Below are 15,149 nucleotides of genomic sequence, written 5' to 3' on the forward strand. Positions count from 1 at the left end.
ACGGCCCCGCTTTCTCGACTCGTTCTCCGGACTCGACATGACGACCTCGTCTCCCGCCCCCACCGCCCTGATGGCGAACGCAATCCGCGCGCTCGCGATGGACGCCGTGCAACAAGCGAACTCGGGCCATCCCGGCATGCCGATGGGCATGGCGGACATTGCCGTGGCGCTCTGGTCGCGCCACCTGAAGCACAATCCGGTCAATCCGCACTGGGCCAATCGCGACCGCTTCGTGCTCTCCAACGGGCACGGCTCGATGCTGCTTTACGCGCTCTTGCATTTGACCGGCTACGACCTGCCGCTCGCCGAACTGAAGAATTTCCGCCAGCTTCATTCGAAGACGCCCGGTCACCCCGAATACGGCATCACGCCCGGTGTCGAAACGACGACCGGGCCGCTCGGCCAGGGGCTTGCGAACGCCGTCGGCATGGCGCTTGCGGAGGCGCTGTTGGCTGCCGAGTTCAACAAGGCCGATGCCAAGATCGTCGACCACCACACCTACGTTTTCCTCGGCGACGGCTGTCTGATGGAGGGCATCTCGCACGAAGCCTGTTCGCTCGCGGGCACGCTCAAGCTCAACAAGCTGATTGCGCTGTACGACGACAACGGCATCTCGATCGACGGCCACGTCGAACACTGGTTCCACGACGACACGCCGAAGCGCTTCGAAGCGTACGGCTGGAACGTGATTCCCCACGTCGACGGTCATGACGTCGATGCAGTGGACGCGGCCATCGCGGCGGCAAAGCGCGCGGACAAGCCCACGCTGATCTGCTGCAAGACCGTGATCGGCAAGGGTTCGCCGAACAAGGCCGGCGGCCACGACGTCCACGGTGCGGCGCTCGGCGCGCAGGAAGTCGCCGCCACGCGCGCGGCGCTCGGCTGGACATGGGAGCCGTTCGTCATTCCGCAAGAGGTCTATGCGGCGTGGGATGCGAAGGAGCTGGGCGCGCGCAACGAATCGGACTGGAACGGCGCGCTCGCGCAGTATCGGGCCAAGTACCCGGCCGAGGCGGCCGAATTCGAGCGCCGCGCGGCAGGCAAGCTGCCCGCCGACTGGGCCGCGAAGGCGCAGGCGATCATCGCGGGCGCGAACGAGCGGGCCGAGACGGTCGCCACGCGCAAGGCGTCGCAGCTTGCGCTGGACGGACTCGCGGCGGCGTTGCCGGAACTGCTCGGCGGCTCGGCCGACCTGACCGGCTCGAACCTCACGAACTGGAAGGCCAGCAAGCCCGTGCGCGCGGCCGGCGAGGGCGAAAGCGGCATCGTGTGGGGCAACCATATCAATTACGGTGTGCGCGAATTCGGCATGAGCGCCATCATCAACGGCATCGCGCTGCACGGCGGCTACAAGGCGTTCGGCGGCACGTTCCTGACGTTCTCGGACTACAGCCGCAATGCGCTGCGCGTCGCCGCACTGATGAAGGCGCCGTCGATCTTCGTCTTCACGCACGATTCGATCGGCCTCGGCGAAGACGGTCCGACGCATCAGTCGATCGAACACCTGGCGAGCTTGCGCCTGATTCCGAATCTGGACGTCTGGCGCCCGGCCGACACGGTCGAGACGGCCGTGGCCTGGACGCGGGCCATCGAGCGTCAGAGTCCGTCGTGCCTGGTGTTCAGCCGGCAGAATCTGCCGTTCTCGGAGCGTACCGAGGCCCAGATCGCGAACATCGCATCGGGCGGCTACGTGCTGCGCGACTGGGACGATGAAATCGTCGCGCGCAAGATCATTCTCATCGCGACGGGTTCCGAAGTGGAACTCGCCCTGAAGGCAGTGGAGCCGCTTGCGCGCGAAGGCATCGCCGCGCGCGTGGTCTCCATGCCCGCGCCGACGGTGTACGACCGTCAGGACGCCGAATATCGCGAGCGCGTGCTGCCGAAGGGCGTGCGCCGCGTGGCAATCGAGGCAGGCGTGACCGACTACTGGCGAAAGTACGTCGGGCTCGAGGGAAGCGTGGTCGGTATCGACACGTATGGTGAATCGGCCCCCGCCGGCGTGCTGTTCAAGCACTTCGGCTTCACGGTGGAGCACGTCGTCGCGGCTGCGAAGACGGCGCTCGACCAATAAGAGGACGAGAGGGGTCCGACCGCGGGGTCTCGCCCAGCCGCGCCGCCGGACTGTTGGAAAACACAGGACTTTTTTCAGCCCAAGTTCAGGAGAAACAGCATGACGATTCGCGTTGCAATCAACGGCTATGGCCGGATCGGCCGCAATACGCTGCGCGCGTTCTACGAGAATGGCAAGAAGCACGATCTCGAAATCGTCGCCATCAACGACCTCGGTGATGCAAAGACGAACGCGCATCTCACGAAGTACGACACGGCGCATGGGCGGTTCAATTCAGAAGTGGCAGTGGACGGCGATTACCTCATCGTCGACGGCGACAAGATTCGCGTACTGGCGAACCGCAACCCGGCCGAGTTGCCTTGGGGCGAACTCGGTGTCGACGTGGTGATGGAGTGCACGGGCTTTTTCACGTCGAAGGCGAAGGCCAGTGCGCATCTGCAAGGCGGCGCCAAGAAGGTGCTGATTTCGGCGCCGGGCGGCAAGGACGTGGACGCGACGATCGTCTATGGCGTGAACCACAACACGTTGAAGGCCGAACACACGGTCGTGTCGAACGCATCGTGCACGACGAACTGTCTCGCGCCGCTCGTCAAGCCGCTCAACGACAAGATCGGCCTCGAAACGGGTCTGATGACGACGATCCACGCCTATACGAACGACCAGGTGCTGACCGACGTCTATCACGAAGACCTGCGCCGCGCGCGCTCGGCCACGCACAGCCAGATTCCGACGAAGACCGGTGCCGCGGCGGCCATCGGCCTCGTGTTGCCTGAGCTGGCCGGCAAGCTCGACGGCTATGCCATTCGCGTGCCGACGATCAACGTTTCGATCGTCGACCTGTCGTTCATCGCCAAGCGCGACACGACGGTCGAAGAGATCAACGCGATCATGAAGGATGCGGCCGCGGGTGAGCTGAAGGGTATTCTCGGCTACAACGATGCGCCGCTGGTCTCGGTCGACTTCAACCACAACCCGGCTTCGTCGACGTTCGACTCGACGCTGACGAAGGTGGCGGGGCGCCTCGTGAAGGTGTCGAGCTGGTACGACAACGAGTGGGGCTTCTCGAACCGCATGTTGGATACGGCTATCGCGCTCGCCACGGCGAAGTGACGACGGTATCGGGTGCACGCCGCGAGGCGATGCGCCCGTTCGCCGATCGCCCAGAAGCAAAGAGCCGCCTCATCGACGGGCGGCTCTTTGCGTTTGTGGCGTGCGAGCACCGATGCTCGATGCTGGCCTCAGTGTTTGCGATGAGGGCAGTTTTCCTTCGTACAAGTGCCGTAGAGCGCGAGCGCATGCTCTTGCAGCTTGAAGCCCCGCTCTTCGGCAATCGCTTGCTGGCGCTTTTCGATTTCGGGATCGAAGAACTCTTCGACGCGGCCGCAGTCGACACAGACCAGATGGTCGTGGTGCGTGCCCTCGTTCAGTTCGAACACCGCCTTGCCCGATTCGAAGTTGCTGCGCGAGAGCAGGCCGGCCTGTTCGAACTGCGTCAGTACGCGATATACGGTGGCAAGCCCGATGTCGAGTTGTTCGTTGAGCAAATTGCGGTAGACGTCTTCGGCCGTCAAATGGCGGACCGGACTGCGCTGGAAGATCTCGAGAATCTTCAGGCGTGGAAGGGTCGCCTTGAGCCCGATATTTTTGAGATCGGTCGGATTGGTCATGGCAAGGCATCCCTAGAGTACAATGCAGGGCTCCAATAGTAATGGGTTTTTGCGGTTCCGGTCATCTTCGGTGAAACTCGCGCGGTCTCGGCGCATGCAAAAAGAGGCCCGCTCGGTGGGTGAAATGAGTCCAAATTTTCTTTTGAAGTGTCGGGGGAGCGGCGCGCGCGGCGCGTTCGTTATCGCCGCGGCAGTTGCGCTCCTCGCTGGATGTTCGACCTACGACAGCCTCACGCAGCGCATCGCCCAAAGCATCACGCCGTATCGGATCACCGTCGTGCAAGGCAACTTCGTCTCGAAGGAGGCGGCTGCCAAGATGCACGTCGGCATGACGCGTGCCGAAGTGAAGGCCGCGCTTGGAACGCCGTTGTTGACCGACATGTTCCATGCGGATCGCTGGGACTATCTGTTCTACTTCAAGCGCGGTTCGACGGCCGTCGTGCAGCAGCGCGATTTCGTCGTCAATTTCAAGGACGATGCGGTCACGAGCTGGCAAGGTGGGGACGATCTGCCATCGGAACTCGAGTTGCTTGCCGATATCGACGGCGACAGGCGCGGCAAGAAAGCCAAGGCGGCCCAGGCCGCCGCCGCGAGTTCCGCCGCAGCGGCCTCCGAGTCGGCGGCTTCGGCTGCGGCGGCTGCTTCGGCGCCGGCTGCGGCTCAGTCAGCTTCGGAAACCGCACCCGATGCCAACGCGCAGGCGGCGCAGGCGGCCAATCGCGCCGTCAATCAGACGAGTTCGGCTCCCGCGGTGCGCTCGGGCGTACCCGGCACCGGCGCTCCGTCCGGCGCCTCGCCGCAATTCCAATTCCACCGCGAGCCGCCGCCGGCCAAGCAAAACGAGAGCGAGCCGGTTGGCCCCACCAACTCGCAGTGAGTCCTATCGTCATAAGAGTGAGAGCTGAGTGCCGATGAAAATCGCCATTGCAGGCGCATCGGGCCGGATGGGCCGGATGCTGATCGAAGCGGTGTTCAACGATCCGGATGCGGTGCTCGCCGGGGCGCTCGGCCGTCCGGGCGCGGCGGCGCTTGGTGAGGACGCCGGTGCTTTTCTCGGCAAGAAGACGGGCGTCACGCTGTCCGATGATGTCGATGGCGTGCTGGCCGGTGCCGATTGTTTGATCGATTTCACGCGCCCCGAAGTCACGATGGCGCATCTGAACGCGGCGCTGCGGCACGGCACCAACCTCGTGATCGGTACGACCGGCTTCGACGAAGCGCAAAAAGAGGCGCTCGCGCGCGCGGGCGAAAAGATCGGCATCGTGTTCGCGGCCAACATGAGCGTCGGCGTCAATGTGACGCTGAAGCTGCTCGAATTCGCGGCGCGCCATTTCGCCGAGGGCTATGACATCGAAATCATCGAGGCGCACCATCGGCACAAGGTCGACGCACCGTCGGGCACCGCGCTGATGATGGGCGAGGCGGTGGCGGGCGCACTCGGCCGCAAGCTCGAGGATTGCGCCGTCTATGGCCGTCACGGCATAACGGGCGAGCGCGATCCGTCGACGATCGGGTTTTCTGCGATTCGCGGCGGCGACATCGTGGGCGACCATACGGTATTGTTCGCCGGTACCGGCGAGCGTATCGAGATCACGCACAAATCGGCAAGCCGCGTCTCGTACGCACAAGGCGCGCTGCGCGCCGCACGGTTTCTCGCCGAGCGCGGCACCGGCTTTTACGACATGCGCGACGTACTCGGCTTGCGGTAATCGGCTGCGTACGCGGAGGCGGCCGGCCCGGCAACCCCGCACTCCCGGAGCGAGGCGCGGTCGATGGCAAACGCGACAGGAAACACGATGGCAACTACCGGCGTAATGCACTATCTGCAAACGGGCGATGCCGTGACACACGGCGTTGCCTATCTGCTGCTCGCGATGTCGGTCGCAAGCTGGTGCTTCCTGCTCGTCAAGGCCTGGATGCTCGTGCGCGCCAAGCGCCAGGGGCCGCGGTCGGTGGCGCTCTTCTGGCAATCCGCGACACTCTCCGATGCGGTGCTCGCCCTGCGGGCCGTCGACAAAGAGCGCGTGTTCACGCCGCTCGCCGTAGCGGCACTCGAAGTCTCGCAGGCGCATGGCGCGATGGGCACGACGGTATTGCTCGCGCGGGTCGACTTCGGCGAGCGCGTGACGCGCGCGCTGCGTCAGGCGCTGCTCGTATCGCAGCGCCGGCTGGAATTCGGCCATGTGCTGCTGGCGTCCATCGGCAGCACTGCGCCCTTCGTCGGTCTGCTCGGCACCGTGTGGGGGATCTATCACGCGCTCGGCAGCATCGCGGCCAGTGGGCAGGCGATGATCGAAAACGTCGCGGGGCCTGTCGGCGAGGCGCTCATCATGACGGCATTCGGGCTAGTGGTCGCCATCCCGGCCGTGCTCGGCTATAACATCCTGGGCCGTTTGCAGCGGCAGGTGTCGGAGGATCTCGACGGTTTCGCCCGCGATTTGCAAGCCTATGTCTGCGCGCCTGAAAAGGAAGCGCGCCGGCTGCGCGACGCGCAGCTGCAGTCCTAGCTCGAGCAGGCGCTAGCCCGGGAGAAGCGCATGGCATTCGGCGGATTCGATTCGAAGCAGGACAGCGCGCCGATGGCGGATATCAACATGACGCCGCTCATCGATGTGATGCTCGTTCTGCTCGTCATTTTCATCATTACGGCGCCGTTGTTCACGCACGCGATCCGGCTCGATTTGCCGAAGGTCTCCTCGGCGCCGGCACGGCAGACCCCGCAGACGATCACGCTCTCGATCGACGACGCTGGGCACTTTTACTGGGATGGCAAGCTTCTCCCGCTCGCAGCCTTGCGCACCCGGCTGATGGCGGCCGGCAAGTCGCCGCAGCCGCCCGATATCCATCTGCGCGCCGCACGCGCCACGCGCTACGACGTCATTGCCGAGGTCATGGCGGCGGCACAGGCGGCCGGGCTCGAGCGCATCGGCTTCGTGACCGAGCCGCCCGCTGCTGCAAATCCCTGAAGCGATACCGGCGGCCGTAGCATCGAACGGTATAATCGACCCTTTCTCCGCGCGCACGGTAATGGCATCCGCCACCCGAGCGCGCGTTTCGCCTGCGCGGGCGCGACAGCACCGGCCAGCGCGACGACCGCCAAGCCCTGACCACGCCATGCAAGAAAAGTATTTACCCGCCGATATCGAAGCCGCCGCCCAGGCAGACTGGCGCGCATCCAATACGTATCTCAGCGCGGAAGATCCGGCCAAGCCGAAGTTCTATTGCGTTTCGATGTTGCCGTATCCGTCGGGCAAGCTGCACATGGGGCATGTGCGCAACTACACGATCAACGACGTGATGTACCGCTATCTGCGGATGAACGGTTACAACGTGCTGATGCCGATGGGGTGGGACGCGTTCGGCATGCCTGCCGAAAACGCGGCCATGGCCAACGGTGTGCCGCCGGCCAAGTGGACCTACGACAACATCGACTACATGAAAAGGCAGATGCAGTCGATGGGGCTGGCGATCGATTGGTCGCGCGAAGTCGCCACGTGCAAACCCGAGTACTACAAGTGGAACCAGTGGCTGTTCCTGAAGATGCTCGAAAAGGGCATCGTCTACAAGAAGACGGGCACGGTGAACTGGGATCCCATCGATCAGACGGTGCTCGCCAACGAGCAGGTGATCGACGGCCGTGGCTGGCGTTCGGGTGCGCTCGTGGAAAAGCGCGAGATTCCGATGTACTACATGCGCATCACGCAATACGCCGACGAACTGCTCGGCGATCTCGACGGCCTGGGCTGGCCCGAGCGCGTGAAGATCATGCAGCAGAACTGGATTGGCAAGAGCTTCGGCGTGAACTTCGCTTTCCCGTACGAACTCGACGGCGAGAAGAAGCAATTGCGCGTATTCACGACGCGGGCCGATACGATCATGGGTGTGACGTTCGCCGCCATCGCGGCCGAGCATCCGCTTGCCACGCGGCTGGCCCAGGACAAGCCCGAGTTGCAGACCTTCATCGACGAATGCAGACACGGCGGCATCGCCGAGGCCGATGTCGCGACGATGGAAAAGAAGGGCGTGCCCACGGGCTTTTTCGTCACTCATCCGCTCACCCATGAGCGCGTCGAAGTCTGGATCGGCAACTATGTGCTGATGGGCTACGGCGAAGGTGCGGTGATGGGCGTGCCGGCGCACGACGAGCGCGATTTCGCGTTCGCGAAGAAGTACGCCTTGCCGATCAAGCAGGTCATCGCCAAGCCCGGTTGCGACTATTCGACCGAGGCATGGCAGGATTGGTACGGCGACAAGGATGGCGTGAGCTGCATCGACAGCGGCAAGTACGACGGCCTTTCGCATGAAGCGGCTGTCGATGCGATCGCGGCGGATTTGAAGGCGCTCGGCCTCGGCGACAAGCAGGTGACCTGGCGCCTGCGCGATTGGGGTATTTCGCGCCAGCGCTACTGGGGCACACCGATTCCGATCATTCATTGCCCGGCTTGCGGCGATGTGCCGGTGCCGGAAAGCGATCTGCCCGTCGTGCTGCCCGAGGACCTCGTGCCGGATGGCACGGGCAATCCGCTCGCCAAGTCGGCGGCGTTCCTGGCGTGCCAGTGTCCGAAGTGCGGCGCCGATGCGCGGCGCGAGACGGACACGATGGATACGTTCGTCGATTCCGCCTGGTACTTCTCGCGCTACCCGTGCCCCGATGCGCCCACGATGGTCGACGCGCGCACCGATTACTGGATGCCGATGGACCAGTACATCGGCGGGATCGAGCATGCGATCCTGCATCTGCTTTACTCGCGATTCTGGACGAAGGTCATGCGCGACATGGGCCTGGTCAAGTTCGGCGAGCCCGCGAAGAATCTGCTCACCCAGGGCATGGTGCTCAACGAGACCTTCTACCGCGAGGATGCCGCAGGCAAGAAGACCTGGTACAACCCGGCCGACGTCACCGTGTCGCACGACGACAAGGGCCGTCCGATCGGTGCGACGCTCAACACCGACGGCCAGCCGGTCAGTCTCGGCGGCGTCGAGAAGATGTCGAAATCGAAGAACAACGGCGTCGATCCGCAATTGCTCATCGATCAGCATGGCGCCGATACCGCGCGGCTGTTCACGATGTTCGCGGCGCCGCCCGAGCAGCAGCTCGAGTGGTCGGGCTCCGGCGTCGAAGGCGCGAGCCGCTTTTTGCGTCGAGCCTGGTCGTTCGGCCACGCGAACCGCGAAAGCCTTGCCACGCGCGAGACGTTCGATGCGGCGACGCTCGGCGAGCCCGAGAAAGCGCTGCGGCGCGAGATCCATGGCGTACTGAAGCAGGCCGATTTCGACTACCAGCGGCTGCAGTACAACACCGTCGTTTCCGCCGCGATGAAGATGCTCAACGCGCTCGAAGCGGCCAAGGGCGCGCGTGCCCCGGTGCTGCGCGAATGCTACGGTGTGATGCTGCGCGCGCTCTATCCGGTCGTGCCGCACATCACGCACGTGCTTTGGGGCGAACTCGGCTATACCGCGGAATTCGGCCCGCTGCTCGATGCGCCGTGGCCGAAGGTCGACGAGCAAGCGCTCGAGCAGGCGAACATCGAACTGGTGTTGCAGATCAACGGCAAGGTCCGCGGTGCGCTGACGATCGCCAAAGACGCGCCGCGCGAAGCCATCGAGGCTGCCGCGCTCGCTCACGAGATGTTTGCACGCTTCAGCGAAGGCAAGCCGGCGAAGAAGGTCGTCGTGGTGCCGGGTCGGCTCGTGAATGTCGTCGTTTGACGATCTGACGGTTCAACTCGTGCTTCGGGCGCACCGGAACGCCGTCGGTGCCCCTGCGAACAGACCCTTTTTGGAGCCAATGTGATTCGCCGATCATTTCTCGCCTTTCTGGCGGCAACGACGATGCTGAGCGCGTGCGGCTTTCAGCTGCGCGGGCAGCAGAACTACGCGTTCAAACGGCTCGCCGTCTCGGGCGGGACGCCTGTCGTCGCCGCGCGCCTCACGCGCATGGTGCAAGGTGGCAGCGACACCGTCATCGTCCACTCGCCGGCGAATGCGGATGCCATCCTGACGATCTCGGAAAGCCGCGGGCAATCGACGTTGACGCTCAATACGCAGGGCGTGGCCGAGGAGTATCTGCTGACCTACTCGATGACCTACTCGCTCGTCGGCGCGGATGGTGCGCTATTGATCCCACCGAGCATCATCGCGCTGAACCGCGCGATGACGTACAGCCCTAGGTACACGACGGCGAAACAGCAGGAGTCGGAGTTGCTTTTCGCGGATATGCAAAACGATGCCGTCGATCAGCTCACGCGCCGTCTCGGTGCCGTGCGCTCGCTGCATCCGGCGCCGAGCGAGCAGGCGCCGGCCGTCGCGCCGCGCGCGCCGCTGCCGCCGCCGCCGCTTTGATGGCTGCGCTGCCAAGTCCGGAGCACACCGCATGCAGCTACGACTCGACGCGCTTGAACCGCATCTGACCAAGGGGCTCGCGCCGCTCTACGTCGTCTTTGGCGACGAGCACCTGCTCGTGCAGGAGGCGAGCGATCGCATCCGTGCCGCGGCGCGCGCGGCGGGTTTCACCGAGCGGTCCGTGTTCACCGTCGAGCGCAGCTTCGATTGGAGCTCGCTTATTGGGGCGAGCCAGTCGATGTCGCTCTTCGGCGATCGCCAACTCGTCGAGTTGCGCATTCCCTCGGGCAAGCCCGGCAAGGAGGGTGCCGACGCGTTGAAGACGCTCGCCGCGGCCGGCAATCCCGACGTTCTGATGCTCGTCACGTTGCCGCGTCTCGATGCCGCGACGCAAAAGTCCGCGTGGTTTTCGGCCCTGGAGCAGGCCGGCGTCGCGCTGCGTATCGACCCGGTCGATCGCGCGCAATTGCCGAACTGGGTGGCCCAGCGTCTCGCGCAGCAAGGCCAGCGCGTGCCGCCCGGAGAGCAAGGGCGGCGTGCACTGCAGTTCATCGCCGAGCGCGTGGAGGGCAATCTGCTTGCCGCGCATCAAGAGATTCAGAAGCTCGGGTTGCTTTATCCGGCCGGCACGCTGACATTCGAACAGGTGCACGACGCGGTGCTCAACGTCGCGCGTTACGACGTCTTCAAGCTCAACGAGGCGATGCTCGCGGGCGATGTCGGCAGGCTCGCGCGAATGCTGGACGGCCTGAAGGGCGAAGGCGAAGCGGCCGTCCTCGTGCTTTGGGCGCTCACCGAAGAGGTGCGCACGCTGCTGCGTATCAAGCGCGGCGCGACGGCGGGCAAGCCGCTCGCGACGCTGTTGCGCGAAAACCGCGTCTGGGGGCCGCGCGAGCGTCTGGTCGGCCCCGCGCTCGGAAGGTTGACCGAAAGCGTCCTGGAGCAAGGGCTGGTGCTGGCCGCGCAACTCGACAGGCAGGTGAAGGGCCTGACGGGCGCCATGCCGGGCGGGCGCTGGCGCGACGCGTTGCCGCCCGATCCGTGGGACGGCCTTTTCGAGCTTGCCGCGCTCGTTGCCGCGCCGGGCAAGCGCACCGCACCCGCGCCGGGCAAGGCTGCGTGAGCGGCCGGCGACGGTGCTGGTCCCGCGCTCGCGGCGCCTGCGGCCGGTTGCGCTTACAATCGGTGCATCGCGGCTTGTCATGCCGCTATCGCCATCCCTATCCCTAATCAGCCTGAAGCATCCGCATGGCGCGCACTGCGCGCACGATCGACGAGAAGCAAGATGAATATCGACGAATACATGACCGGCGTCGGCCGGCGCGCCCGCCAAGCATCGCGGGCGATGGCGCGTGCCTCGAGCGCGGCGAAAAACGATGCACTCGAGGCGATTGCCTGTGCCATCGAGCGCGAGGTGCCGGCACTGAAAGCCGCCAATGCGGGCGACGTCGCGCGCGCGCGGGACAAGGGCCTCGATGCGGCGTTCGTCGATCGGCTGACGCTTTCCGACAAGGCGATCGCGACGATGATCGAAGGGCTGCGCCAGGTGGCCGCGCTGCCCGATCCCATCGGCGAAATCGATGGTCTCAAGTACCGGCCGAGCGGCATCCAGGTTGGCCGGATGCGTGTGCCGCTGGGCGTCGTCGGCATCATCTACGAATCGCGGCCGAATGTGACGATCGACGCGGCGGCGCTGTGCCTGAAGTCGGGTAACGCGACGATTCTGCGCGGCGGCTCCGAGGCGCTCGCGTCGAACTCGGCGCTTGCCGTGTTGATCGGCGAAGGCCTCGCCGCGGCGGGTTTGCCGCGCGATGCGGTCCAGGTCGTCGAGACGGCCGATCGCGCAGCCGTCGGCAAGCTCGTCACGATGACGGAGTTCGTCGATGTGATCGTGCCGCGCGGGGGCAAGAGCCTCATCGCGCGCCTGATCGAGGAAGCGCGCGTGCCGATGATCAAGCACCTGGACGGCATTTGCCATGTCTATGTCGACGATCGCGCCGATATCGCCAAGGCGCTCGCCGTGTGCGACAACGCGAAGACGCACCGCTACGGTACCTGCAACACCATGGAGACGCTGCTGGTGGCACGCGGCGTCGCGCAGGTCCTGCTGCCGCCGCTCGCACAGCTTTATCGTGATAAAGGCGTCGAGCTACGCGTCGATGCGGCCGCGCGCGCGGCGCTCGAAGTCGCCTGCGGGAGCGATGCCGCGGCGTTCGCGCTCGTCGATGCGACCGAGGCTGACTGGCGCACCGAATATCTTGCACCCGTGTTAGCGATCAAGGTCGTCGATGGAATCGATGCGGCCATCGAGCACATCAACACCTACGGCTCTGCCCACACCGACGCCATCGTGACCGAGGACCACGACCGCGCCATGCGCTTTTTGCGCGAGGTCGATTCGGCGAGCGTGATGGTCAACGCCTCGACGCGGTTTGCCGACGGTTTCGAGTACGGGCTCGGCGCGGAGATCGGCATCTCCAACGACAAACTCCATGCACGCGGGCCGGTCGGTCTCGAGGGGCTCACATCGTTGAAGTACGTCGTGCTCGGTCATGGAGAAATAAGGCAGTAAGAACGAACCCTAGAACGATAACCATGCTCTGGATCAAGACGTTTCATATCGTCCTCGTTGCATCCTGGTTTGCCGGCCTTTTCTATCTGCCGCGGATTTTCGTCAATCTGGCCATGGAAACCGAGCCGGCCGCTCAGCGCCGGTTGCTGACTATGGCGCGCAAGCTCTATCGGTTCATGACTTTCATTGCCGTACCCGCACTCGCGTGCGGTCTGTGGCTTTGGCTCGTCGTGGGTATCGGGCAGGGGCAAGGATGGATTCACGCGAAGCTCGGCGTGGTCGTGCTGCTCGTTCTTTACCACGCCTATTGCGGCCGCTTGCTGCACGTGTTCGAGCGCGGCGAGAATCGCCGCTCGCATCGCTGGTATCGCTTCTTCAACGAACTGCCCGTGCTGGGATTGTTGGCGGCCGTGGCGCTCGTCGTCGTCAAACCGTTCTGACGGCTGTCCATCAGGCGTCGATTTCGATGCGGCGGCGCGTCAGCGTCGCTTTCGCTTGCGCCAGCTTGTCGACGAGTTCCGCGCCGCGCGTGAGCGCCACACCGACGGCAAGAATGTCGCCGATCGCAAGATGCGACATGCGCGAAGTCATCGGAGAAAAAATATCCGTTTCCTCGGCGACGTTCGCCGATAAGCTCACCGTCGCGAGCCGCGCCAGCGGCGAGTGACTATGCGTGATGGCAACGACGCTCGCGCCGCAGCCGAGCGCCGATTGCGCTGCATCGACGATATCGCGTGTGCGCCCGGTGTTCGATATCGCCACCACCACATCCCCTTTATTCAGCAACGCGGCCGACATCGAATACGTGTGCGGATCCGCATAGGCCACGCTCGGAATGCCGAGCCGGAAGAACTTGTGCTGGATGTCCTGGGCGGCGATGCCCGAGCCGCCCGCCCCATAGAACTCGATGCGCGAGGCCTGGCCGAGCAGCTCGACCGCCTTCGCGACGCTCGCGGCCGACAGGCTGTTGCGCACTTCGATCAGTGCGCCGATCGTTCTATCGAATATCTTCGCGATGATGCCGGGCGCCGGCTCGTCGTGGCGGACGTCGCGGTAGACCGAAGGCACGCTTTGCGCGATGCTTTGAGCGAGGCGGATCTTGAACTCGCGAAAGCCGCCGCAGCCGAGCGCATGGCAAAAGCGCGCGATCGTCGGCTGGCTCACGCCGGCTCGCTTGGCGAGCTCGGTCATCGCGAGATCGAGCACCTCGCGCGGTGTATCGAGCACGTAGTCGGCCAACTTGCGTTCGGAGGGGCGCAGTTGCATGCGCATTGCTTCAATTCGGGCGAGCATGGCAGTCGGACCGCGCAGGGGCGGCGGGCAAGCGGTTGTCGGCGAATAGTATCGCGGTTTGTGTGTAGAAAATCTACACGAAGATCGAGCTGACGATGTCTGCGGGCGCTTAATTCATGGCTGTATAGCGGTTGTTCCTCGGCGATAGGCATTGAAGTCATGTAGTTTTTCTACTAAACTGGCTGCGCTCAAAACGATTCAGTCCATCAGGCGGCCCCGCGCGGCCGCATCGCCTCACATGTAAGGCGCCGCGAGCGCCGCTTTCCGGTAAGGAGCGTTTCTCCATGGTTTCGCCGCATTCCACGCTGATTCAAGTAACCAGGCGCATCGTCGAACGGAGCCGGGCGACGCGCGAGGCCTATCTCGCGCGTATCGACGCCGCGCAAGGCCGGTTTCCCGCGCGCGGTGTCTTGTCCTGTGCCAATCTGGCGCATGGTTTCGCCGGCCTCGAAGGCAACGACAAACTCGCCATCAAGGCGCAACGCGCGCCGAACATCGGGATCGTCTCGTCTTACAACGAGATGCTGTCGGCACATGCGCCGTACAAGGATTTTCCGGACCTCATCAAGCGCGCCGCGCGCGAGAACGGCGGCGTCGCGCAATTCGCGGGTGGGGTGCCGGCCATGTGCGACGGCATCACGCAGGGCAATCCCGGCATGGAGCTGTCGCTTTTTTCGCGCGAAGTCATCGCGATGTCGACGGCGGTCGCGCTGACGCACAACATGTTCGATGCGGCCCTGTGTCTCGGCATCTGCGACAAGATCGTGCCGGGCCTGTTGATCGGCGCGTTGCAGTTCGGCCATCTGCCGACGATCTTCGTGCCGGCCGGGCCGATGACGAGTGGCTTGTCGAATGACGATAAAGCGAAGATCCGTCAGCAGTTCGCAACGGGCCAGGTCGGGCGCGACGCGCTGCTCGAAGCCGAGTCGGCCGCTTATCACGGGCACGGGACCTGCACGTTCTTCGGTACAGCGAACAGTAACCAATTGCTGATGGAAGTGATGGGATTGCATTTGCCCGGCGCGGCGTTCGTGCATCCGCACACACCGTTGCGCGACGCGTTGACGGCTGCCGCCGCACGCCGCGTGCTCGATCTCACCGTGGAGCGCGGCAATTACACGCCGATCGGCCACGTGATCGACGAGAAGGCGATCGTCAACGGCATCGTGGCACTGCTCGCCACGGGCGGCTCGACGAACCATAC

At 64.5% G+C, this 15,149-nt stretch carries 14 protein-coding genes; 12 read left to right on the plus strand and 2 right to left on the minus strand.

Annotation, left to right across the window (positions count from 1 at the left end; translation table 11 throughout):
• Positions 1 to 37 precede the first annotated feature (37 nt).
• Both tkt and gap read left to right on the plus strand, forming a co-directional pair.
• Complete coding sequence (tkt, locus tag ACO1XS_RS23420) at positions 38 to 2,071, plus strand: transketolase (RefSeq protein WP_486391816.1); 2,034 nt, start codon at positions 38 to 40, stop codon at positions 2,069 to 2,071.
• 99 nt (positions 2,072 to 2,170) lie between these two features.
• Positions 2,171 to 3,181 carry a type I glyceraldehyde-3-phosphate dehydrogenase gene (gene gap, locus ACO1XS_RS23425; protein ID WP_481580133.1) on the plus strand — a complete coding sequence of 337 codons (1,011 nt, stop codon included), beginning with the start codon at positions 2,171 to 2,173 and terminating at the stop codon, positions 3,179 to 3,181.
• 128 nt (positions 3,182 to 3,309) lie between these two features.
• On the opposite strand, the gene fur is transcribed toward gap, so the two are convergent.
• A complete protein-coding gene (gene fur / locus ACO1XS_RS23430; protein WP_173255305.1) occupies positions 3,310 to 3,738 on the minus strand; it encodes a ferric iron uptake transcriptional regulator in 429 nt (142 codons plus the stop codon).
• A gap of 124 nt (positions 3,739 to 3,862) precedes the next feature.
• On the opposite strand from fur, the gene ACO1XS_RS23435 reads away from it, so the two are divergent.
• The 9 genes from ACO1XS_RS23435 (at position 3,863) to ACO1XS_RS23475 (ending at position 13,092) form a co-directional block, all read left to right on the plus strand.
• Positions 3,863 to 4,615: an outer membrane protein assembly factor BamE gene (locus tag ACO1XS_RS23435; RefSeq protein ID WP_331568740.1), complete on the plus strand. Its 753-nt coding sequence runs from the start codon at positions 3,863 to 3,865 to the stop codon at positions 4,613 to 4,615.
• A gap of 34 nt (positions 4,616 to 4,649) precedes the next feature.
• A complete protein-coding gene (gene dapB, locus ACO1XS_RS23440) occupies positions 4,650 to 5,447 on the plus strand; it encodes a 4-hydroxy-tetrahydrodipicolinate reductase (RefSeq protein ID WP_486391817.1) in 798 nt (265 codons plus the stop codon).
• A gap of 87 nt (positions 5,448 to 5,534) precedes the next feature.
• Positions 5,535 to 6,245: a MotA/TolQ/ExbB proton channel family protein gene (locus tag ACO1XS_RS23445; protein ID WP_331568736.1), complete on the plus strand. Its 711-nt coding sequence runs from the start codon at positions 5,535 to 5,537 to the stop codon at positions 6,243 to 6,245.
• A gap of 30 nt (positions 6,246 to 6,275) precedes the next feature.
• A complete protein-coding gene (locus ACO1XS_RS23450; protein WP_331568734.1) occupies positions 6,276 to 6,704 on the plus strand; it encodes an ExbD/TolR family protein in 429 nt (142 codons plus the stop codon).
• Positions 6,705 to 6,852: 148 nt separating this feature from the next.
• Positions 6,853 to 9,447: a leucine--tRNA ligase gene (leuS, locus tag ACO1XS_RS23455; RefSeq protein ID WP_486391818.1), complete on the plus strand. Its 2,595-nt coding sequence runs from the start codon at positions 6,853 to 6,855 to the stop codon at positions 9,445 to 9,447.
• A gap of 81 nt (positions 9,448 to 9,528) precedes the next feature.
• Positions 9,529 to 10,080, plus strand: a complete 552-nt coding sequence (locus tag ACO1XS_RS23460; protein WP_331568730.1) for an LPS-assembly lipoprotein LptE — start codon at positions 9,529 to 9,531, stop codon at positions 10,078 to 10,080.
• A 31-nt stretch (positions 10,081 to 10,111) separates the two neighbouring features.
• A complete protein-coding gene (gene holA / locus ACO1XS_RS23465; RefSeq protein ID WP_486391819.1) occupies positions 10,112 to 11,203 on the plus strand; it encodes a DNA polymerase III subunit delta in 1,092 nt (363 codons plus the stop codon).
• A 162-nt stretch (positions 11,204 to 11,365) separates the two neighbouring features.
• Positions 11,366 to 12,652: a glutamate-5-semialdehyde dehydrogenase gene (locus ACO1XS_RS23470; protein WP_486391820.1), complete on the plus strand. Its 1,287-nt coding sequence runs from the start codon at positions 11,366 to 11,368 to the stop codon at positions 12,650 to 12,652.
• 23 nt (positions 12,653 to 12,675) lie between these two features.
• Positions 12,676 to 13,092 (plus strand): CopD family protein, encoded by a 417-nt coding sequence (locus tag ACO1XS_RS23475; protein WP_331568725.1) that lies wholly within the window; start codon positions 12,676 to 12,678, stop codon positions 13,090 to 13,092.
• A 10-nt stretch (positions 13,093 to 13,102) separates the two neighbouring features.
• On the opposite strand, the gene ACO1XS_RS23480 is transcribed toward ACO1XS_RS23475, so the two are convergent.
• Positions 13,103 to 13,945, minus strand: coding sequence for a MurR/RpiR family transcriptional regulator (locus tag ACO1XS_RS23480; protein WP_331568724.1), 843 nt, complete (start codon positions 13,943 to 13,945; stop codon positions 13,103 to 13,105).
• A 284-nt stretch (positions 13,946 to 14,229) separates the two neighbouring features.
• On the opposite strand from ACO1XS_RS23480, the gene ACO1XS_RS23485 reads away from it, so the two are divergent.
• Positions 14,230 to 15,149: dihydroxy-acid dehydratase domain-containing protein (locus ACO1XS_RS23485; RefSeq protein WP_486391821.1), on the plus strand; the 920-nt coding region annotated here is incomplete at its 3' end.

Source organism: Trinickia sp., assembly GCF_057351765.1.